This is a genomic window from Streptomyces sp. NPDC005141 (genome assembly GCF_053599975.1).
The window spans coordinates 25386-45032 of record NZ_JBSFYW010000068.1; the positions used below are offsets into that span (position 1 = coordinate 25386).

General features: G+C 71.4%; 19 protein-coding genes and 1 pseudogene. 14 read left to right on the forward strand and 6 right to left on the reverse strand.

From position 1 onward, the window contains the following. The first annotated feature begins 15 nt into the window (after positions 1 to 15). Both ACWD68_RS35195 and ACWD68_RS35200 read left to right on the forward strand, forming a co-directional pair. A complete protein-coding gene (locus tag ACWD68_RS35195) occupies positions 16 to 1026 on the forward strand; it encodes an EamA family transporter (protein ID WP_451810525.1) in 1011 nt (336 codons plus the stop codon). 204 nt (positions 1027 to 1230) lie between these two features. Beyond that, complete coding sequence (locus tag ACWD68_RS35200) at positions 1231 to 2202, forward strand: DMT family transporter (protein ID WP_451810526.1); 972 nt, start codon at positions 1231 to 1233, stop codon at positions 2200 to 2202. A 227-nt stretch (positions 2203 to 2429) separates the two neighbouring features. On the opposite strand, the gene ACWD68_RS35205 is transcribed toward ACWD68_RS35200, so the two are convergent. Next, a complete protein-coding gene (locus ACWD68_RS35205) occupies positions 2430 to 3119 on the reverse strand; it encodes a pyridoxamine 5'-phosphate oxidase family protein (protein ID WP_451810527.1) in 690 nt (229 codons plus the stop codon). Positions 3120 to 3154: 35 nt separating this feature from the next. Between ACWD68_RS35205 and ACWD68_RS35210 the strand changes: the two genes are divergently transcribed. Then, positions 3155 to 4486 (forward strand): aminotransferase class I/II-fold pyridoxal phosphate-dependent enzyme, encoded by a 1332-nt coding sequence (locus ACWD68_RS35210; protein ID WP_451810528.1) that lies wholly within the window; start codon positions 3155 to 3157, stop codon positions 4484 to 4486. Positions 4487 to 4580: 94 nt separating this feature from the next. On the opposite strand, the gene ACWD68_RS35215 is transcribed toward ACWD68_RS35210, so the two are convergent. Further along, entirely contained in the window at positions 4581 to 5516 is a 936-nt protein-coding gene (locus ACWD68_RS35215; RefSeq protein WP_451810529.1) for a DMT family transporter, read from the reverse strand. Between the two features lie 75 nt (positions 5517 to 5591). Between ACWD68_RS35215 and ACWD68_RS35220 the strand changes: the two genes are divergently transcribed. Then, complete coding sequence (locus ACWD68_RS35220) at positions 5592 to 6494, forward strand: LysR family transcriptional regulator (RefSeq protein ID WP_451810530.1); 903 nt, start codon at positions 5592 to 5594, stop codon at positions 6492 to 6494. Positions 6495 to 6516: 22 nt separating this feature from the next. Here ACWD68_RS35220 and ACWD68_RS35225 read toward each other — a convergent pair whose 3' ends face one another. Next, on the reverse strand, positions 6517 to 6984 hold the full coding sequence (locus tag ACWD68_RS35225) for a pyridoxamine 5'-phosphate oxidase family protein (RefSeq protein ID WP_451810531.1): 468 nt from the start codon (positions 6982 to 6984) through the stop codon (positions 6517 to 6519). Positions 6985 to 7156: 172 nt separating this feature from the next. On the opposite strand from ACWD68_RS35225, the gene ACWD68_RS35230 reads away from it, so the two are divergent. Beyond that, positions 7157 to 7795 (forward strand): cysteine hydrolase, encoded by a 639-nt coding sequence (locus tag ACWD68_RS35230; protein ID WP_451810532.1) that lies wholly within the window; start codon positions 7157 to 7159, stop codon positions 7793 to 7795. A gap of 12 nt (positions 7796 to 7807) precedes the next feature. Here the strand turns inward: ACWD68_RS35230 and ACWD68_RS35235 are convergent, their stop codons facing one another. Then, complete coding sequence (locus tag ACWD68_RS35235; protein ID WP_451810533.1) at positions 7808 to 8257, reverse strand: Rieske (2Fe-2S) protein; 450 nt, start codon at positions 8255 to 8257, stop codon at positions 7808 to 7810. Positions 8258 to 8455: 198 nt separating this feature from the next. On the opposite strand from ACWD68_RS35235, the gene ACWD68_RS35240 reads away from it, so the two are divergent. The 9 genes and pseudogenes from ACWD68_RS35240 (at position 8456) to ACWD68_RS35280 (ending at position 16909) form a co-directional block, all read left to right on the forward strand. Then, entirely contained in the window at positions 8456 to 9229 is a 774-nt protein-coding gene (locus ACWD68_RS35240) for a HipA family kinase (protein ID WP_451810534.1), read from the forward strand. Beyond that, positions 9226 to 9609 carry a DUF3037 domain-containing protein gene (locus ACWD68_RS35245; RefSeq protein ID WP_451810535.1) on the forward strand — a complete coding sequence of 128 codons (384 nt, stop codon included), beginning with the start codon at positions 9226 to 9228 and terminating at the stop codon, positions 9607 to 9609. Before ACWD68_RS35240 ends, ACWD68_RS35245 begins: the two co-directional genes overlap by 4 nt. Positions 9610 to 9813: 204 nt before the next feature. Continuing rightward, complete coding sequence (gene fabG, locus ACWD68_RS35250) at positions 9814 to 10575, forward strand: 3-oxoacyl-ACP reductase FabG (RefSeq protein WP_451810536.1); 762 nt, start codon at positions 9814 to 9816, stop codon at positions 10573 to 10575. A gap of 17 nt (positions 10576 to 10592) precedes the next feature. Next, the gene (locus ACWD68_RS35255) at positions 10593 to 11354 is read left to right on the forward strand and encodes an SDR family oxidoreductase (protein WP_451810537.1); all 762 of its coding nucleotides are present in this window, start codon (positions 10593 to 10595) and stop codon (positions 11352 to 11354) included. 270 nt (positions 11355 to 11624) lie between these two features. After that, positions 11625 to 13205, forward strand: a complete 1581-nt coding sequence (locus ACWD68_RS35260) for an ABC transporter substrate-binding protein (RefSeq protein ID WP_451810538.1) — start codon at positions 11625 to 11627, stop codon at positions 13203 to 13205. A gap of 128 nt (positions 13206 to 13333) precedes the next feature. After that, positions 13334 to 14017 (forward strand): uracil-DNA glycosylase, encoded by a 684-nt coding sequence (locus tag ACWD68_RS35265; RefSeq protein WP_451810539.1) that lies wholly within the window; start codon positions 13334 to 13336, stop codon positions 14015 to 14017. Between the two features lie 122 nt (positions 14018 to 14139). Continuing rightward, positions 14140 to 14688: a hypothetical protein gene (locus ACWD68_RS35270; RefSeq protein WP_451810544.1), complete on the forward strand. Its 549-nt coding sequence runs from the start codon at positions 14140 to 14142 to the stop codon at positions 14686 to 14688. An 827-nt stretch (positions 14689 to 15515) separates the two neighbouring features. Further along, a pseudogene (locus ACWD68_RS35275) lies at positions 15516 to 15986 on the forward strand (FAD-dependent monooxygenase); the annotation flags it as partial. 11 nt (positions 15987 to 15997) lie between these two features. Continuing rightward, entirely contained in the window at positions 15998 to 16909 is a 912-nt protein-coding gene (locus ACWD68_RS35280) for a Gfo/Idh/MocA family protein (RefSeq protein WP_451810540.1), read from the forward strand. Here ACWD68_RS35280 and lnt read toward each other — a convergent pair. Together lnt and ACWD68_RS35290 are read right to left on the reverse strand one after the other, a co-directional pair. After that, positions 16827 to 18413 carry an apolipoprotein N-acyltransferase gene (gene lnt / locus ACWD68_RS35285; RefSeq protein ID WP_451810541.1) on the reverse strand — a complete coding sequence of 529 codons (1587 nt, stop codon included), beginning with the start codon at positions 18411 to 18413 and terminating at the stop codon, positions 16827 to 16829. The genes ACWD68_RS35280 and lnt overlap by 83 nt on opposite strands. 346 nt (positions 18414 to 18759) lie before the next feature. Continuing rightward, positions 18760 to 19245, reverse strand: a complete 486-nt coding sequence (locus ACWD68_RS35290) for a nuclear transport factor 2 family protein (RefSeq protein WP_451810542.1) — start codon at positions 19243 to 19245, stop codon at positions 18760 to 18762. Positions 19246 to 19647 lie beyond the last annotated feature (402 nt).

Sequence of the window (19647 nt, forward strand, 5' to 3'; positions counted from 1 at the left end):
GTCGCCTGTCATCATGTGGCCGTGCATACGTCTCAGGGGAGTCAGGGGAACCGCGGAAGGGGCGTCGGCCTGAGCCTGGCGCTCGTGTCGGCGGTCGCCTTCGGTGGTTCGGGTGTCGCGGCCAAGCCGCTGATCGAGGCCGGGCTCGACCCGCTCCACGTGGTGTGGTTGCGGGTCGCGGGCGCCGCCCTCGTCATGCTGCCGCTTGCCGTACGGCACCGGGCGCTGGTCAAGCGGCGCCCCGCGCTGCTCGCCGGGTTCGGACTGCTCGGCGTGGCCGGGGTCCAGGCCTTCTACTTCGCCGCGATCTCCCGCATCCCCGTCGGTGTCGCCCTGCTCGTGGAGTACCTCGCCCCCGCGCTGGTGCTCGGCTGGGTGCGCTTCGTGCAGCGCCGGCCGGTGACGCGCGCCGCGGCCCTCGGTGTCGTCCTCGCCGTCGGCGGACTCGCCTGCGTGGTGGAGGTGTGGTCGGGCCTGAGCTTCGACCTCGTCGGACTCCTGCTCGCGCTGGGCGCCGCCTGCTGCCAGGTCGGCTACTTCGTGCTGTCCGACCAGGGCAGCGACGCGGGGGACGAGGCACCCGACCCGCTGGGCGTGATCGCGTACGGGCTGCTCGTCGGCACCCTCGTACTGACCGTGGTCGCACGCCCCTGGACGATGGACTGGTCCGTCCTCGGCGGCAGCGCGGACATGAGCGGGACGTCCGTGCTCGCCTCGCTGCTCCTCGGCTGGATCGTGTTCATCGCGACCGTCGTCGCGTACGCCACCGGCGTTCTGTCCGTGCGCAGGCTCTCCCCGCAGGTCGCGGGCGTCGTGGCGTGTCTCGAAGCGGTGATCGCCACCGTTCTGGCCTGGGTGCTCCTGGGCGAGCACCTCTCGGCGCCGCAGATCGTCGGCGGCGCGGTGGTCCTGCTCGGCGCGTTCATCGCGCAGTCGTCGGCCCCGGCGAAGCCCTCGCGGGATCCGGTCGCGAGTGGGCCGGGCGACGCCGAAAGGGAGTTGGCGGCCCACGGAACGGCCGTCTAAGGTGCTGATCATGCCGACGACGCTCGTTCTTCCGCCTCCGGCCGCCTGAGGCGGGCATACCGGAATCCCGGCCCGGCCCCGTGCCAGGCGGAACGGCGCTGCCCGCAGAAGAAGTCCGAGGACCTTTCCGTACGCCCCTGCCCCCGTGGCGCGGGCTGCGACGCGGTCCCTTCCTGAACTTCTGCGGATCTGCGGAGAGAACACGTGTCGAACACCGCTGTCGGCCTGCCCGTCGGGCGAGGCCTGCTCTATCTGATCGTCGCCGGTGCCGCCTGGGGCACCGCGGGCGCCGCCGCGTCGCTGGTCTACCGGGCCAGTGACATGGGACCGATCGCCCTTTCCTTCTGGCGCTGCGCGGGCGGACTCGCCCTGCTGCTCGCCGTGCGCCTGCGCCCGGGCCGGACCGCCGTCCGTCCCGCCGTGCGGGAACCGCTCCGCCGCAAGGCGCTGCGGGTCGGTCTGACCGGCCTCGGGCTGGCTGTCTTCCAGACCGCCTACTTCGCCGCCGTCGAGGCGACCGGCCTCGCGGTGGCGACCGTCGTCACGCTGGGCGCCGGGCCCGTGCTCATCGCGCTGGGGGCCCGGCTGACCATGGGGGAGCGGCTCGGTCGCGGCGGGAGTTTCGCCGTCGTCGGAGCGCTGACCGGGCTCGGCGTGCTGGTCCTGGGCGGCGAAGGTGCCACGGTGCGCCCCTGGGGCGTCGCGCTCGCGCTCCTCTCCGCGGCCGGGTACTCCGCGATGACGCTGCTCACCCGGTGGTGGGGGCGCGACGGTCGCGTCGACGGGTCCGGTACGACGGTGTGGACGTTCGCCGTCACCACCGTCTGCCTGCTGCCGTTCGGGCTCGCCGAGGGGCTGCTCCCGCATGCCGCGCAACCTGCCCATGTGCTGGCCCTGCTGGTGTACATCGCCGCCGTCCCCACGGCGCTGGCCTACGCCCTCTTCTTCGCCGGCGCCGCCGTCGTCCGTTCCGCGACCGTGTCCGTGATCATGCTCCTGGAGCCGGTCAGCGCGGCGGCGCTCGCCGTCGGCCTGCTCGGTGAGCGGCTCACCCTGCCGACCCTCGCGGGCACCCTGCTCATGCTCGGCTCGGTCGCGGGACTCGCGGTGGCCGAGACGCGCGCAGCGGGGGCCGAACGGCGGGCGGCACCCGCGAAGGAGCCCGCGCTCGTGTGAGGACGGACGGCACCGGGTCCGGGAGGGGCCGGTGCCCGTCCGGGGCGCCGGGTGCAGTCCCGGCAGGGCCGGTGCTCCTGCGAGTCTCCGGGTGCGCGCAGGGGCCGACGCTCGGCCGAGGCGCCGGCTGAGGGCGGCAAGGACCCGTGTGCTGCCACGAGGGCGGGTGCGGGACCGTGCGGGCCCGCACCCGGGCTCAGAGGTTCAGCCCCGGACAGGGCGTGTGCTCACAGGGCGGTCAGGTAGCCGGGCACTTCGATGCCCGGCGCCAGGTCGTCCGCCGGGACCGGGGCGCCGTACCCCTTCGTCAGCGGGAGCACGCCGGTCCAGTGGGGGAGGGAGAGGTCCTCGGGCTCGTCGTTCGGGCCGCCGCTGCGCAGCTTGGCGGAGACCTCGTCCAGATCCAGGCGGATCACGGCCGTGGCCGCGAGTTCCTTGGCGTTGGCGGGGCGGGAGTCGCCCGAGCGGCCGGGGACGACGTGGTCGACCAGTGCGTCCAGTGCCACGCGCCGTTCGTCGGGGTCCGTCACCTGGTGGGCGATGCCGTGCACCACCACGGAGCGGTAGTTGATCGAGTGGTGGAAGGCCGAGCGGGCCAGCACCAGTCCGTCGACGTGGGTCACGGTCAGGCAGACGGCCAGCCCGGGATCGGCCTGGCCGGTCATCCGCAGCGGGCGTGAACCCGTCGAGCCGTGCACGTAGAGCCGCTCGCCGACCCGTGCGTACAGCGTGGGCAGGACGACCGGCGCGCCGTCGCGGACGAAGCCGAGGTGGCAGACGTACCCCTCGTCGAGTATCGCGTGCACCAGCTCGTGGTCGTACGCGGCGCGTTCCTTGGAGCGGGTGGGGACGGTGCGGTCGGTCGGGGTGTAGGCAGCGGGCTGCGTCGTCCTCGGCTGGGTGCTCGTCTCCGGCATTGCTTTCTCCATTGCACTAGTGCATAATCTTGTTTGTGCTAGGAGAGTATCGGATCGAAGGGCGTCGCGCAGCCGACATTGCCGCCAGCGTCGAGCGGGCGGTGGGGTCGGGTGAGCTGGAGCCGGGTCAAACGCTGCCGCCGATGCGGGAGTTGGCCGAAGAGCTCGGGGTGAACGCGAATACGGTCGCGGCCGCCTATCGCACGCTGCGCGAGCGCGGGGTGATCGAGACCGCCGGACGGCGGGGCAGCCGGGTGCGCTCGAAGCCGGCCACCACGGGGCGCGAATACCTTCGCGTCGACGTCCCCGAGGGTGTGCGGGACGTGGCCGACGGCAATCCCGACCCCGCCCTGCTGCCCGCCCTCGCCGAGGCCTTCGCGGCGGCGGCCCGGCAGTCCGACCGTCATCCCGTGCAATACGGGGAGGACGCCGTCGAACCGGAGCTGGGGCGACTCGCGCGCTCCGGTCTCGACGCGGACGGGGTGCCGGCGGGGCCCGTGGTCGTCACCTCTGGATCGCTCGACGCCATCGAGCGCGTGCTGATGGCCCATCTCAAGCCCGGCGACGCGGTGGCCGTCGAGGATCCCGGCTGGGGCAGCCTGCTCGACCTCGCGCCGGCGCTCGGGCTGCGCACGGTCGGTGTCGGCGTCGACGACGAGGGTCCGCTTCCCGACGACGTACGACGTGCGCTGACCGCCGGGGCGCGGGCTCTGATCGTCACGGACCGGGCGCAGAATCCCACCGGCGCCGCGATCACCGCCCCGCGCGCGCGTGCCCTGCGTTCCGTGCTCGGGGAGCACCCGGAGACGCTGCTCATCGAGGACGACCACGGCCACCGGATCGTCGACCTGCCCCTGCACTCCCTCGCCGGGGTCACGCGAAGCTGGGCCTTCGTGCGCTCCGTCGCCAAGGCGTACGGGCCCGACCTGCGGCTCGCCGTGCTCACCGGCGACCCCGTCACCGTCGACCGCGTGCACGGGCGGCAGCGGCTCGGGCCCGGCTGGGTGAGCCGCCTGCTGCAGAAGGCCGTGGTCCACCTGTGGACGTCCGGGACGGTCGACGTCGGGGCCGTGGCGGCCTCGTACGGGCGGCGCCGCGACGCGCTGATCGACGCCCTGAAGGCGCGCGGCGTCGAGGCGCACGGGCGCAGCGGGATGAACGTCTGGATCCCCGTCCCGGACGAGACCGGGGCGGCCGCCCGGCTGCTGCACGCGGGCTGGGCGGTCGCGCCCGGGGCCCGCTTCCGGATGGGTTCGCCGCCGGGTATCCGGATCACCGTCTCGACGCTTCGGTCCGAGGAGATCGAGCCGCTCGCGGACGCCGTCGCGTCCGCCATGGGCCCGGCACCCGCCCGCCGTTACGTCTGAGGTGCCGGCGCGCCCGCCGTTACGTCTGTGGCGCCGGCGCCGTCGGGTCCGGCCGGGCGGGTTCTCCCGGCCCCGGCGGTCGGCACCGCGGGCGTCAGCGGCGCGGTTTCGCCTGGGTGAGGGCCGCGCCCGCCAGGACGATCACCGCGCCGACCGGCGTCGACCAGGCCAGCGACTCGCCGAGGATCGCGACACCGGCCGCGGTGGCGATCACCGGGATGAAGTACGTGACCATCTGGGCCGTCGTCGGGCCGACCTCGGCGACGATGCCGTACTGGAGGAGCATGGCCAGCCCGGTGCCGAGGGCTCCCAGGGCGACGACCGCGAGCAGCGGCACCACCGCGAAATGGCTCGGAAGCGTGGTGAACAGCGGGGTGACGAGGGCCAGTTGAGCGGTGGCCAGAAGCAGCTGGGCGCCGGTCATCGACAGATGCGAGTGGCCCGTGCCGGCCAGCGTCCGGCGGACGTATATCCACCCGATCGGATAGCTGAGCGAGGCCAGCAGGGCCATCGCCGTGCCCGTGGCGTCCAGGCCGTGGAAACCCTGCCAGACACCGAGGACCGTCAGGACGCCGAGGAAGCCGATGCCGAGACCGGCGACTCTGCGCCGGGTCGGCCGGTCCTCGGAGAGGGCGACCAGGGAGAGGGCCATGCCCCACAGCGGCGACGTCGCGTTGCAGATGCCCGCGAGCGTCGAGGGGATGGTCAGCTCGGAGTAGGCGAAGAGGGAGAACGGCAGCGCGTTCAGCAGGAGGGCCGCGACCGTGAGGTGTCCCCACGTCCGTGCCCCGCGCGGCAGCCGCTCCCGCTTCACCGCCATCGCCGCCGCGAGCACCGCGGTCCCGAACAGCAACCGCCCGAAGGTGACCTGGAACGGCGCGTAGCCCTCCGTGCCGACCTTGATGAGCAGAAAGCTGAAGCCCCAGATCAGCGAGAGGACGCCGAAGCGGATCCGCCAGTCGAGGGCGGTGCGGCGGCGGGGTGCGACGCCGGTCGGAGTGACGGATCGAGGGGTGGCGACGGTGCTCATGGGGCCAACAATGAAGCAGAACGATCTCGTAGCACAAGCGAGAATTCTCAAGCGGTATCTCGTAGCATTGCTTATATGTTGAATCTTGAGCGCCTGCGCACCCTCGACGCCCTCGCCCGGCACGGCTCGGTGAGCGGCGCGGCCGAGGGGCTGCACGTGACCACCTCGGCCGTCTCCCAGCAGATGGCGAAGCTGGAGCGCGAGGTGGGGCAGCAGCTGCTCGCCAAGAACGGCCGGGGGGTGCGCCTGACCGACGCCGGGCGGCTGCTCGCCGAGCACGCGGCGCGCATCCTGTCCCAGGTCGAACTCGCGCAGTCCGACCTGGAGGCGCAGCGCGGTCAGGTGGTCGGTGAGCTGCGGCTGTCCGCGTTTCCGACCGCGGCGCGCGGACTGTTCCCGGCGGCGCTCGCCGGGCTGCGCGCCGACCACCCCGGGCTGCGCGTGCGCTCCAGCGAGCTGGAACCGGAGGCCGGGGTCGCGGGGGTGGTGCGCGGGGACCTGGACCTGGCGGTCGTACTCGACTGGCACAACAAGCCGATGCCGCTGCCCGACGGCCTGGTGAAGGCGTCGATCCTCGACGACCCGGCCGATGTGGCCATGCCTGTCGGCCATCGGCTCGCGGGTCGCGACGAGGTGGACCTCGGGGACTTCGCCGACGACGAGTGGATCACCTGGGCCGAGGGCGAGTTCTGCCACGAGTGGCTGATGTTCACGCTGCGCTCCAAGGGCGTCGAACCGCGCATCGCGCACCGTGCGGCGGAGACACACACCCAGCTCGGGCTGGTCGCCGCCGGCCTCGGCGTTTGCGTGGCCCCGCTCCTCGGGCGCCATCCGATGCCCGAGGGGGTCGTCACGGTGCCGGTGCGTCAGCGCGTGCGCCGCCATGTGTACGTCGTGTGGCGGGCCGACGCCGACCGCCGACCCTCGATCAGGGCGGCGGTGGACGCCTTGCGCAGAGCCGGTGAGGCCGTCAAGTAGGCCCCGTTGAAGGGCGGTCCGGCTACATCGGAGGGAGCTTGCGGAAGTCCCACGAGGCGATCGCGTCCGGTGTCAGCCGCATCCAGGCGTGCCGGCCGTCGTGCGGCATCTCCTCCAGGCCGAAGTTCTTGCGGGCGAACAGCGTCTCCGGGACGTCGAGTTCGGCGCACAGCTCCCCGGTGCGCGGGAACTCGCCCACGAACTCCACCGTGCCGGACAGCTCGACGCCCCGCAGCTCCCCGTACTCCTCGCCGGAGTCGATCACGATCGCGACCCGCGGGTCGTTCCGCAGCTGCACCCAGCGCTTGCTGCGCACCACCGAGTACAACCACAGCGAGGTGCCGTCCCAGGTGAACCAGAGGGCACTCACATGCGGGACTCCGTCCTTCGACACGGAAGCGACACGGCAGGTGCGCTGGGTGGTGAGGAACTCGTCCAGTTCACCGGGAGTCATCATGATCTTCCGGCCTCTGCGCTGAGTGACGGCCATACGGTCCCCTCTTCTTCTGTGTGTCGGCCCTGTCCGTGCCGAGCTCCGCCGGCGGCCCGCCCCGGGCCGGCCGAAGTTTCTGACGTTCCGTCAGAAAAGCATGAGGCGTCTTCCGTCCTCACGCAATGGTCGTTACGCTCGCCCGCCCCGACCCGCGACGACAAGGAGAGCCATGCCGTCGTTCGAGCACCTCAGTGAACTCCTCGACCCCGTCGGCACGGTGCTGCTCACCGTGGAATGCCAACAGGGTGTCGTGGGCCTCGACAGCGCGCTACCCGAACTCGCCAAGGAGGCACGGTCGTCCGGAGCGCTCACCCGGGTCGCCCGGCTGGTCGACGCCGCGCACGAGAGCGGGGTGCAGGTGATCCACGCGGTCGCCGAGCGCCGCCCCGACGGCCGCGGCGCGAACAGCAACGCCCGGCTGTTCCGCGCCGCCGAGCGGCTGCCCGTGCAGCAGCTGACCGGGTCCACGGCGGTACGGATCGCGCCGCCCATCGAGGTCGCCGAGGAGGACTTCGTCGTACGCCGGCTGCACGGTCTGTCGCCGATCGCGGGCACCGACGTCGACCCGCTGCTGCGCAACCTGGGCTGCCGCACCCTCGTCGTGACCGGAGTCTCGGCCAACATCGCCATCCCCAACGCCGTGTTCGACGCGGTCAACCGCGGCTACACCGTCGTCGTGCCCGCGGACGCCATCGCGGGGGTGCCCTCCGAGTACACCCCCGTCATGATCAGGAACACGCTCGCGCTGGTCGCCACGATCACGACCACCGACGACGTGCTCGCCTGCTTCAAACGGCGCCGCCCCTGACGCCGCGGGCGGTCAGGCGAGCATGATCGAGCCGCCCTCGACGGTGATGGACTTGGCGGCCAGCGCGCTCGTCGCCGGCCCCTTCTTCACACTGCCGTCGGTGGCGGAGAACTGGCTGTGGTGGCAGGGACAGTTGATGACACCGTTCGAGATGCCCTTGACCGCACAGCCCATATGGGTGCACTTGGACGAGAAGGCCTTGAAGGTGCCCGCCGTCGGCTGGGTCACCACGACGCCCTCGTCGGCGAAGACCTTTCCGCCGCCCTCCGGGATGTCGGAGGTCTTGGCGAGTTCCGTGCCGGCCGCGTTCCCGGCCGCGCCGTTGTCGGAGCCCACGGTGTCGGAGGCATCGTCGTCAGCCCCGCACGCGCTCAGCGCGACGGCGAGCCCCGCCGCGCCGACCGCCGCCACGACGGTGCGCCGCGCCGGTGCCGGAGCGGGGTGAAGCGATTCGCTGGTCATGCTGGCTTTCCCTTCAGCGGACGTGATGTGGATCTGTTCAGAAGTACGGTCCGGCCGTGTGCGCTGTTCAGGGGATGGAGACTTCTTGACCGGATCGACAGCGTCTCGACAGGAGAGCCGCCGCGATCGGCCGGCTGCCCCCGGTCGCCGCTCCCGGGCAGCGTCCGCCGGGCGGGACCACCCCAGTAACCTGGGGCGATGCTCAAGGAAGTGAACGCCACCCGCTACATCACGCCGCTGCGTGAGGGCGGCTCGCTGCCGGGACTCGTCGAGGCCGACGACCTCGGGACGTACGTCATGAAGTTCACCGGCGCGGGACAGGGCCGCAAGACGCTCGTCGCTGAGGTCGTCTGCGGCGGACTCGCCCGGCGGCTCGGCCTGCGGGTGCCCGGCCTGGTGACGATCGGCCTCGACCCGGTCCTGGGGCTCGCCGAACCGGACCAGGAGGTCCAGGAGCTGCTGAAGTCGAGCGGCGGCCCGAACCTCGGGATGGACTTCCTCTCGCGCGCCATCGGCTTCGACCCGCTCGCATTCGAGGTGAGCGCCGAGGAGGCCGGCCGGATCGTCTGGTTCGACGCCCTGGTCAACAATGTCGACCGGTCCTGGCGCAACCCCAACCTGCTGATGTGGCACGGCGACCTGTGGCTCATCGACCACGGCGCCACGATGATCTGGCACCACCACTGGCCCGGCGCGGAGGCCTCCGCCGCCAAGCCGTACGACGTCTCCGACCACGCGCTCACGCCCTTCGGCCCGGACATCGCCTCGGCCGCCGCCGAGCTGGCCCCGCTGGTCACCGAGGAACTGCTCGCCGAGGTCACCGCCGAGATCCCCGAGGCATGGCTGGCGGACGAGCCGGGCTTCGACTCGCCGGACGCGTTGCGGCGCGCCTACGCGCGGCCGCTCCTGGCGCGCGCCGGCGTCATCCACGGGCGGATCAAGGGCGTCGACGGCGTCGAGGGGGACAAGTGAGCGAGCGGGACGTCTTCGAGTACGCGCTGCTGCGCGTGGTGCCGCGGGTCGAGCGCGGCGAGTGCTTCAACGCGGGTGTGCTGGTGTACTGCCGTGCCCACTCCTTCGTGGCGGCACGCACCCATCTGGACGAGAACAAGCTGTTCGCGCTCGACCCGGACGCGGACGTGGTGGGCGTCCGGGCCGCGCTGCGCGCGGTCGAAGGCGTCTGCACCGGCGGGAAGGCCGCTGGTCAAGCGGCGCGCGACGACGCCGGTCGGCGTTTTCGATGGCTGATCGCGCCGCGTTCGACAGTGGTTCAGCCGGGTCCCGTGCACACCGGCCTGACCGCCGATCCGCGGGCCGAGGCCGACCGGTTGCTCCAGTTGCTGGTCAGGTAATGGATCACACGCGCGCGGTGTGCCGTTGACACCGAGTGCCAGGGCTTCTAGCGTCACGTCTGCTGAAGGTACTAAGCGGTCGCTCACTGGATGGGCGTACCGTATGAGCCGCAGGTCCTTCGGGACCACCGAAGGCGCCGCAAGGTTGTCGAGACAGCTTGGCCGGGCTTGGGCCGGCTTTTCCAAGGGCGAGGAGAACCAGCAATGTCCACCACTGAGCAGCGCGTCGCCGTAGTCACCGGTGCCGCGCGCGGCATCGGCGCCGCGACCGCCGTACGTCTGGCCGCGGAGGGCCGCGCCGTCGCGGTGATCGACCTCGACGAGGCCGCGTGCAAGGACACCGTGGAGAAGATCACCTCCGCCGGTGGCAAGGCCATCGCCGTCGGCTGCGACGTCTCCGACGAGGCCCAGGTGGAGGCCGCCGTCGCACGGATCGCCGAGGAGCTCGGCGCACCGACCATCCTGGTGAACAACGCGGGCGTCCTGCGCGACAACCTGCTGTTCAAGATGAGCGCGTCCGACTGGGACACCGTCATGAACGTGCACCTGCGCGGTGCCTTCCTGATGGCGAAGGCCTGTCAGAAGCACATGGTCGACGCCAAGTTCGGCCGCATCGTCAACCTGTCCTCCTCCTCGGCGCTGGGCAACCGCGGCCAGGCCAACTACTCCACCGCCAAGGCCGGTCTCCAGGGCCTCACCAAGACCCTCGCCATCGAGCTCGGCAAGTTCGGCGTCACCGCCAACGCCGTCGCGCCCGGCTTCATCGTCACCGACATGACCGCCGCCACCGCCGCCCGCGTCGGGATGGACTTCGAGGACTTCCAGGCCGCGGCCGCCACCCAGATCCCCGTGCAGCGCGTCGGCAACCCCGACGACATCGCCAACGCCATCGCCTTCTTCACCGGCGAGGCCGCCGGATTCGTCTCCGGCCAGGTGCTGTACGTGGCCGGCGGACCGCTCAACTAGGGCCGGGGGAAAAGAACATGACCACACTCCCCGAACTCTCGGGCAAGGTCGCGCTCATCACGGGTGCGAGCCGCGGCATCGGCTACGGCGTCGCGGAGGCCCTGGTCGCCCGCGGCGACCGGGTCTGCATCACCGGCCGTAACGAGGACGCCCTCAAGGAGGCCGTCGAGACCCTCGGCGCCGACCGCGTCATCGGCGTGGCGGGCAAGGCGCACGACGAGGCCCACCAGGCCGTCGCCGTGGAGCGCACGATGGAGGCTTTCGGGCGCGTCGACTTCCTGGTCAACAACGCCGGTACGAACCCGGTGTTCGGGCCGATGGCCGAGCTGGACCTCAATGTGGCGCGCAAGGTCTTCGAGACCAACGTCATCTCCGCGCTCGGCTTCGCCCAGCAGACCTGGAAGGCCTGGCAGAGCGAGAACGGCGGCGCGATCGTCAACATCGCCTCCGTCGCCGGCCTCTCGCCCTCGCCGTTCATCGGCGCGTACGGCGTCAGCAAGGCCGCGATGATCAACCTGACCGTGCAGCTGGCGCACGAGTTCGCGCCGAAGGTGCGGGTCAACGCGATCGCGCCCGCCGTGGTGAAGACGAAGTTTGCGGCCGCACTGTACGAGGGCCGTGAGGCGGAGGCCGCCGCGGCCTACCCGCTCGGCCGGCTCGGCGTGCCCTCCGACATCGGCGGCGCCGCCGCGTTCCTCACCTCGCAGCAGTCGGACTGGGTCACCGGTCAGACGCTCGTGGTCGACGGCGGGATCTTCCTCAACGCCGGAGTCGAGTGACACGACGTCCGGCCGGACGCTGTCCGCGTGCCGGGGCCCCGTTGCCCCGCGCGCGGGCAATCGACCGGCACCTTGTCGGGAGTTGACAGTTTCGGTGCCCGCGTCGAGCGACAAGGAATCCGATATCCGGTGCGTCGGCGGGTGCACACGGCTCTGACAACGTAGTCACAAATATGCTGATCAAGTGCCCTGCCGGGAACACGGTTCCCCCGGCGGGGCACTGCGGTATGGTCTGCCGACCCTTGGTACGGCAGATCGAGGAGCGTGCGCGTGTTCAACCGGAACCGATGTCTTCGACCGCTTGCGGCGATCACGTCCATAACCTTGGTGGCCGGGTGCGGCGTTCTCTCCTCGGGATCGTCCGACGACGAGGGACCGATCGTGGTGGGCACCACCAGTGCCCCCAGCACGCTGGACCCGGCCGCCTCCTGGGACGGCTCGTGGGAGTTGTTCCGCAACATCTACCAGACGCTGCTGGGATATCCCACCGGCTCGGTCACCCCGAAGCCCGACGCCGCCAAGAGCTGCGCGTTCACGGACGGAACCAATCGCACCTACCGCTGTGTGCTGCGTCCGGACATGAAGTTCTCCGACGGGGACCCGCTCGACGCCCGGGCGGTCAAGCACTCCATCGACCGGATCAGGAAGATCGGTGTACGCGGCGGCCCCGCCGGCCTGCTCGGCAGTCTCGACCGGGTCCAGGCGCTGAGCGCACGCGAAGTCGTCTTCCACCTCAACAAGCCGGACGCCACGTTCCCGTTCGTCCTGGCCACGCCGGCGATGTCGATCGTCGACCCCGACGACTACCCCGCCGACGCCCTGCGCAAGGACAACAAGGTCTTCGGCTCCGGGCCCTACAGCCTGCGGTCCTACAAGGAGGGCCAGCAGGCCGAACTCGTCAGGAACGATCACTACGACGGCTTCGCCGAGCGCAAGAACAGCGCGGTCACGATCCGTTACTTCCCGAGCTCGGCCCAGATGGTCAAGGCCCTGAGGGACAAGAAGATCGACGTCACCTACCGCGGCCTCGCCGCCGCGGACATCGTCGCGCTCCGGGGACGGAGCTCCAAGTCGGAGATCCAGCTCGTCGACGGCACGGGCACCGAGATCAGCTATCTGGTCTTCAACCCGAAGGACCCGTGGGCCGGGAAGCTCGAGGTCCGCAAGGCGATCGCGCAGATCGTCGACCGGCCGGCCATCACGCACAAGGTCTACAAGGGCACCGTCGACCCGCTCTACTCGATGGTCCCCGCCGGCCTGATCGGGCACACCACCGCCTACTTCGACGACTACGGCAGCCCGAGCGTGCCCAAGGCCCGCAAGATCCTTCGGGACGCGGGCATCAACGAGCGTGTCCCGCTCACCCTCTGGTACACGACGGACCGCTACGGCTCCGAGACGGCCCCGGAGTTCCGCGAACTCAAGAGCCAGCTCGAAGGCTCCGGCCTGTTCACCGTCACGCTCAAGAGCCGCCCCTGGAAGACGTACGAAGCGGGCTACCGAGACGGCGAGTACCCGGTGTTCGGCCGAGGCTGGTTCCCCGACTTCCCGGACGCCGAGAACTTCATCGCGCCCTTCGTCGGCCGGCAGAACGCGCTCGGCACGCCCTATCCGGTCCCGCGGATCACCGACCACCTGCTGCCCGAGTCGCGCAGCGTCAGCGACCGGGCGGCGGTGGTCAAGGAGTTCGAGGAGGCCCAGCAGATCCTCGTCGACGACGCCCGGCTGCTGCCCCTGTGGCAGGGCAGGCAGTACGTGGCCGCGAACGAGGAGATCTCGGGCGCCGAGCGGGCACTCGACCCGTCGACGATCATGACGGTGTGGGAACTGGACCGTAAGACCAGCTGGTAGCGGACCCGGGGGCCGGTTGCCCGTAGAACAGGGCAACCGGTGGGTGACGCGGGGGACGGGAACCGATTGTCAGTGGGCGACGGTAGGTTCTGTGGTCTGGAAGTCACCGCACATCGAAGGAAGTTGACGTGACCGATATCGCCATGCTGCCCGAGTCCTGGCGCGGCGTCCTGGGCGAGGAGCTGCAGCAGCCCTACTTCAAGGAACTCACCGAGTTCGTCGAGGAGGAGCGCGCGAAGGGTCCCGTCTATCCGCCGCGGGAGGAGGTCTTCGCCGCGCTCGACGCCACACCGTACGAGCGGGTGAAGGTGCTCGTCCTCGGTCAGGACCCGTACCACGGCGAGGGCCAGGGGCACGGCCTGTGCTTCTCGGTCCGCCCGGGCGTGAAGACCCCGCCGTCGCTGCGGAACATCTACAAGGAGATGAAGGAGGAGCTGGGCACCCCGGTCCCGGACAACGGCTATCTCATGCCGTGGGCCGAGCAGGGCGTGCTGCTGCTCAACGCGGTGCTGACCGTCCGCTCCGGCGAGGCGAACTCGCACAAGGGCAAGGGCTGGGAGAAGTTCACGGACGCGGTCATCCGCGCGGTGGCCGACCGCCCCGACCCGGCGGTCTTCGTGCTGTGGGGCAACTACGCGCAGAAGAAGCTCCCGCTGATCGACGAGGAGCGGCACGTGGTGGTGAGGGGGGCACATCCCTCACCGCTGTCCGCGAAGAAGTTCTTCGGCTCGCGCCCCTTCACGCAGATCAATGAGGCCGTGGCCGCCCAGGGCCATGAGCCGATCGACTGGCGCATCCCGGACCTGGGCTGACCGCCGAGCCGCTGGCCAGGACCGTCACCGGCCTGGCCCAGCGGCGTACGGGGGCGCCTGAGCGGGATTGTCAGCGGCTCCGGCTAGCGTCGTGAGGGACAGTGACGAGCCTGGAGGACGCGGTGGCGGAGCAACAGGAGCAGGCGGCGCCGGACGCCATGATGACCCGGATCGGACAGGCCGTCATGCTGCACCACGCCGGTGACCGCGAGGAGGCCCGCGGCCGTTTCCTGGATCTGTGGGGCGAGATCGGCGAGGGCGGCGACGCCCTGCACCGCTGCACGCTGGCGCACTACATGGCCGACACCCAGGACGACCCCGCGGACGAACTCGCCTGGGACCTGCGGGCCCTGTCGGCGGCCGAGGAGCTCACCGGCGACCGGATCGCCGAACGCCACCAGTCCCTCGCCGTCCGCGCGATCTACCCCTCGCTTCATCTGAACCTCGCCGCCGACTATGTGAAGCTCGGCCGCTCGGCGGCCGCCCGTACTCATCTGCGCCGGGCCCGTGGCGCGATCGGCGTCCTCGGAGACGACAGATACGGCGACGGTGTCCGCGCCGCGATCGGCCGCCTGGAACTGAGACTCAAGGAGACCGGCACCCCGGCGGAGACCGGCGGACCCGACCGCTTCGGCGGTGAGACGCTGGGGCCACCCAGACAGCGGCCCTGAACCCTGTCCCGCCCCGGCGCGTGGTGTCGAGCGCCGTTTCCCCGGGGTGTAACGCCGGCGGACCGACGGATCGACGGACGGACCGACCGACGGAACGACGGACCGATCCGGACCGGGTGCGGCGGGCTCCGTCAGTGTCCGTACGTTTTTGCACAGATGGCCGTCTCCGGGCTGTCCGCCGTCCAGCCCCCGTACTTCCTGCCGAGGGCGCACAGGTCAGACCCCTTCGGCAGGTCGGAGGTGCCGGGCGGGCGGGCGGCGCGGGGTTTCGGGTGTCGCGGTTCGGTATGCGGGGCCGGGCGGGAGCGCTGCGGAGGGACCACGGGTGCCGCGGCCGGCGGCGCCTGGGGCGGGGGAGTCGCCCGGTGCCGGGCCGCCGCGTCGGGTGAAGGCTTCCGTGAAGGGCCGACGCGCTCCAGCCCCTCCCGCGCCGGCGCCTGCACGATCTGAGGCTTCGCCTTGCTGTCCGGATGGGTCACGCCGGTCCCGGACGGGGAGCCGGAGGCGGGCGCCCGCTGGACGGTCATACAGCCGGAGAGGGCGGTGACTGCCACGGTGACCAGGAGCGTTGCGGTCGTCGTCGTTCGATGCACCCGCACAACTCTGCTGGTTCCGGGCCGTTTTGGGGAGCGGAGAAGTGCAGGATGCCCCACACGAGTGATCCTTCCGCTCCTCCGGCGGGCACGGACACCGGCAAATTGACCCGCTGCCGGGGCGCGCGCCGTTCGGCCGGGGCGGGACCGGAACCTCCGGACGACCGCGAGCTGCCGGTGCGTCAGGGCGCCGGCATCCCCCTCAACAGCTCTCCCAGGCTCGCCCGCAGCGCGAGTGACTGGCACGACCCGATCCCGGCGCTGATCGCCGCCGTCGCCCCCGTCGACGTACTGCGTCACGACGTCCACCACATCGCCGAACCGCTGCCAGCCTTCCATCGCGGGAGGGTCGCCCTGCTCGGCGACGCCGCGCACGCCATGGCGCCGACCCTCGGGCAGGGCGGGAAACAGGCCATCGAGGACGCGATCGTGCCGGCCCACCACGCCGAACCGGCGCGGGGCGCCGACCTGGCCGCCTACTCGGCGGACCGGGGACCCGGTACGGCCGCCATCGCCCGAAAGGCCCTCCAGGTCGCCCGGATGAACATGATGGACAACCGCGCCGGCATCGCCCTGCGCAACACGGCGATCACGGCTTTGACCAAGGCGGGGCCCGCGCTCTTCCTGCGGAGCTTCGACGGAATCGCCGACTGGTGCCCGCCGCAGCGGCCGTATGCTTCCGACGGGACCCGCGTCGGCAACTGAAGGAGAACTCCGTGAAGGTCGGCTGCATCGGACTCGGCGACATCGCGCAGAAGGCCTATCTGCCGGTGCTCGGTGTGCAGCCCGGGGTCGAACTGCATCTGCAGACCCGGACGCCCGCCACGCTCGACCGGGTCGCCGACAGCCTTCATCTGCCGCGGGCGCAGCGCCACACCGACCTGGCAGACCTGCTGGCACAGGACCTCGACGCGGCGTTCGTGCACGCGGCGACCGTCGCGCACCCCGAGATCGTCACCCGGCTGCTGGAGGCGGGCGTACCGACGTACGTCGACAAGCCGCTCGCCTACGAACTGGCCGAATCGGAGCGGCTGGTACGCCTGGCGGAGGAGCGGAACGTCAGTCTCGCGGTCGGATTCAACCGGCGTCACGCACCCGGATACGCGCAATGCGTCGAACACCCGCGCGAGCTGATCCTGATGCAGAAGAACCGCATAGGGCTGCCCGAGGAACCCCGCACCATGGTCCTCGACGACTTCATCCATGTGGTCGACACCCTGCGCTTCCTGGTGCCCGGTCCGGTCGACGACGTGACGGTGCGCGCCCGTGCCGAGGGCGGGCTGCTGCACCATGTCGTGCTCCAGCTCGCCGGAGACGGATTCACGGCACTCGGTGTGATGAACCGGCTGAGCGGCTCGAACGAGGAGATCCTCGAGGTCTCGGGCCAGGACACCAAGCGACAGGTGGTCAACCTCGCCGAGGTGATCGACCACAAGGGGCAGCCGACCGTGCGACGGCGCGGGGACTGGGTGCCGGTGGCCAGACAGCGCGGCATCGAGCAGGTGGTCCTCGCGTTCCTCGACGCCGTGCGCGCGGGAAAGGTGCTCAGCGCCCGGGACGCGCTGGCGACTCATGAGCTGTGCGAGCGGGTGGTGCGAGCGGTTCAGGAGCGGTCCGCCGCAGCCTGAACGCCCGCGCGCCCTCCGTCACGCACAGCGCCGCCAGCACCAGCAGGGCCGCGTGCACCGGCCAGTCGCCGAACCGGACGTACGGCGTGACACCCCGGGCCACCGGTACCTCGTACACCGCCGCCCCGCTCGCGTCGGTGCCGAGCCAGGAGCCGATGCGCTCACCGCTCGGGCCGTAGACGGCGGAGACGCCGGTGAGCGTCGCGTGCACCATGGGGCGGCCGGTCTCTGCGGCGCGCAGCGCGGCGAGCGAGGCATGCTGCTCGGGCGCCCAGCTGTGCTGGAAAGTCGACGTCGAGGACTGGGCCAGCAGCACCGCGGCGCCGTCCTGGGCGAGGTGGCGGCTCATGTCGGGGAACGCCGACTCGAAGCAGACCATCGGGCCGACGCGCAGCCCGTGCCCGACGTCCATCACCACCTGCTCGGTGCCCCGCATACGGTCCTCGCCGGCCGCCTTGCCCACGGAGGTGGCCCAGCCGAGCAGGGAACGCGCGGGAACGTACTCGCCGAACGGGACCAGCCGCATCTTGTCGTAGCGGTCACCGGTCGGACCCTGCGGACCCACCAGGACCGAACTCTTGTAGATGCCGGGCCGGTCGGACCGGTGCGCGTCGACGTTCACCAGGATGTCGGCGCCGACCTCCCGGGACAACACCGCGACACGGTGCGCCAGATCGGGCCGGTCGGCCAGGTCGAAGCCGACGCTGCTCTCACCCCAGACGACCATGTCGGCGCCCCGGCCCGCGAGTTCCCGGGTGAGCGCCTCCTCGCGCGCGAACCGTCTGTCGCCGCTCGTGCCGCCGTCCACGACACCGGGCTGCACGACGGCGATCCGCACCCGGCCGTCGACATCCGGGCGCGGCGACCACACCCAGGCCGCCGAGGTCGCGGCGGCCGTCGCGACCAGTCCGGCCACGGCGGGCATACGGGACTCACGCACCGAGACCAGCACGGCGACCGCGACGTTGACCGCCACCACCAGGAAGCTGAGCAGCCACACCCCGCCGACCGAGGCCAGCCGCAGCGCGGGCTCCACCTGCCACTGGCTCGATCCCAGCAGACCCCACGGACCGCCCAGACCCTGCCAGGACCGGGCGAGTTCCACCATCAGCCACCCCGAGGGCAGCACGAGGAGGGCGGCGCAGACCTGGCCCGGTGACGGCACCCCGGCCAGGAAACGCCGGACGAGCCAGCCCCATGGGGCCCACAGAGCGCCGAGCAGCGCCGCTATCACCACGGTGAAGACATGCAGGCTGGGCAGCAGCCAATGGTGCACGGCCAGCATGAAACCGAGCCCGCCGAGCCAGCCGTCGTACGCGGCACGCCGGCCCGTGGGAGCCGAGCGGGCCAGCAGGATCCAGGGCACCAGCGCGACGTACGCGAACCACCACCAGGACGGCGCGGGGAAGGCGAGCATGGGCAGCGCGCCCGCCAGCGCGACGACGACACCACGCCGCCAAGGAGAGACCAGCCAACGGTCGAACCCACGGTCGGGCCTCTTCATCCTTCGCCTCCCACCCCGGTGGTCCCTCCAGTGTGCGCGTCGGCGGCGATCTCCGACAGGGGGCAATGAGACCGGAGGGGGCGCGTCGACGGGGGGAGCACCCCAGGTCGCGAGGGGCGGGGCCAGAACGCGCCGGTGAGGAAGGTGATCCGGATGGTGAGGGAGTGAGGGGGTGGTGGCTCGACGGGACGTGGGCCGTGGGGTCTCCGGGAGACGCGGCCCGTGGGGCCTGCACGGGACCCGGTCCGTGGGGGTCCGTACAGGCCACGGGTGCAAGTGAGGTCTGGGGCGCGGCCGCGTGATCGCGATGTCACGCGGCCGCGTGGGGAGGGAGTCGGAGGGTGGTTCAGGTGCTCGCGGGTGCGTGCCGGGGCTGCGGCATCCGGCGCCACTTCTCCTGGACGACCACCTGCCGCAGCCGCCAGCCGTCGTCCGTGCGCAGCAGGCCGAAGGCGTACCGCCCGCCGCACACGAAGTCGGGCGCGGTGGAATCGCCGTCCTGCCCCGCGAACCTCATCGGATTGATGTAGTCCGCCTGGACCCGCGCCGTGTCGCCGGTGTCCTGATCCAGCACGCCGAACCGCAGGCGCCGGTTGACGATCAGATGCTGGCGCATCGCGAACAGTTCCATGCTCTTCGAGAGCCACCCGGTGACCTCGGTGGCGTCGCCCTCGATGCCGCCGGCCGAACGGTAGTCGGCGCGTCCGTCCGACGTGAACAGCCCTCGGTACGCCTCCCAGTCGCCGTCGTCCACTGCCACCGCGTACGCGGTGACGATCTCGTCCACGGCGAACCGGTCCAGCACGGTCGCGAGCTCCACACGCTGCGTCATCGGCTCAGTGTTGGCCACGGGGCCTGCCACGCCAAGAGGCCGGGCGGGGATATTCGATGTTCGGGAGATTCGGTTCCGCGTCCGCCGCCGCCACCGTCCGGGCGGGCTCGCGGTTGGCGTGGCGCCCGTACCCCTTCGAGCCGACCCTGGAACGCGAGACGTCACGTCGAGCGCGGCGCGGATCTGCGATCGTTGGTGATCCACTGTCGACCGCCGGCGATCTGGCCAGGGTGATTCGATCCGGGTGTTTCCCACCTCGTCGATCACCCCCGCCGATTCGCCGGGGACCGCTCTTCCGCCGCACCTGGAGGCTGATCGGAAAATCGAGGTTCGGGAGGGCAGGCGGCAGCATCCGGGCCGCTTGCGGACCGGATGTCGAGGTGGGCTCGGTCAGGCGGATAC

What these genes read in the sequence shown, in the direction of transcription:
- ACWD68_RS35205 (WP_451810527.1), bottom strand. Translation starts at nt 3,119, where the DNA reads ATGCCGGAGACGAGCACCCAGCCGAGGACGACGCAGCCCGCTGCCTAC.
- ACWD68_RS35215 (WP_451810529.1), bottom strand. Translation starts at nt 5,516, where the DNA reads ATGAGCACCGTCGCCACCCCTCGATCCGTCACTCCGACCGGCGTCGCA.
- ACWD68_RS35220 (WP_451810530.1), top strand. Translation starts at nt 5,592, where the DNA reads ATGTTGAATCTTGAGCGCCTGCGCACCCTCGACGCCCTCGCCCGGCAC.
- ACWD68_RS35225 (WP_451810531.1), bottom strand. Translation starts at nt 6,984, where the DNA reads ATGGCCGTCACTCAGCGCAGAGGCCGGAAGATCATGATGACTCCCGGT.
- ACWD68_RS35230 (WP_451810532.1), top strand. Translation starts at nt 7,157, where the DNA reads ATGCCGTCGTTCGAGCACCTCAGTGAACTCCTCGACCCCGTCGGCACG.
- ACWD68_RS35235 (WP_451810533.1), bottom strand. Translation starts at nt 8,257, where the DNA reads ATGACCAGCGAATCGCTTCACCCCGCTCCGGCACCGGCGCGGCGCACC.
- ACWD68_RS35240 (WP_451810534.1), top strand. Translation starts at nt 8,456, where the DNA reads ATGCTCAAGGAAGTGAACGCCACCCGCTACATCACGCCGCTGCGTGAG.
- fabG (WP_451810536.1), top strand. Translation starts at nt 9,814, where the DNA reads ATGTCCACCACTGAGCAGCGCGTCGCCGTAGTCACCGGTGCCGCGCGC.
- ACWD68_RS35255 (WP_451810537.1), top strand. Translation starts at nt 10,593, where the DNA reads ATGACCACACTCCCCGAACTCTCGGGCAAGGTCGCGCTCATCACGGGT.
- lnt (WP_451810541.1), bottom strand. Translation starts at nt 18,413, where the DNA reads ATGAAGAGGCCCGACCGTGGGTTCGACCGTTGGCTGGTCTCTCCTTGG.
- ACWD68_RS35290 (WP_451810542.1), bottom strand. Translation starts at nt 19,245, where the DNA reads ATGACGCAGCGTGTGGAGCTCGCGACCGTGCTGGACCGGTTCGCCGTG.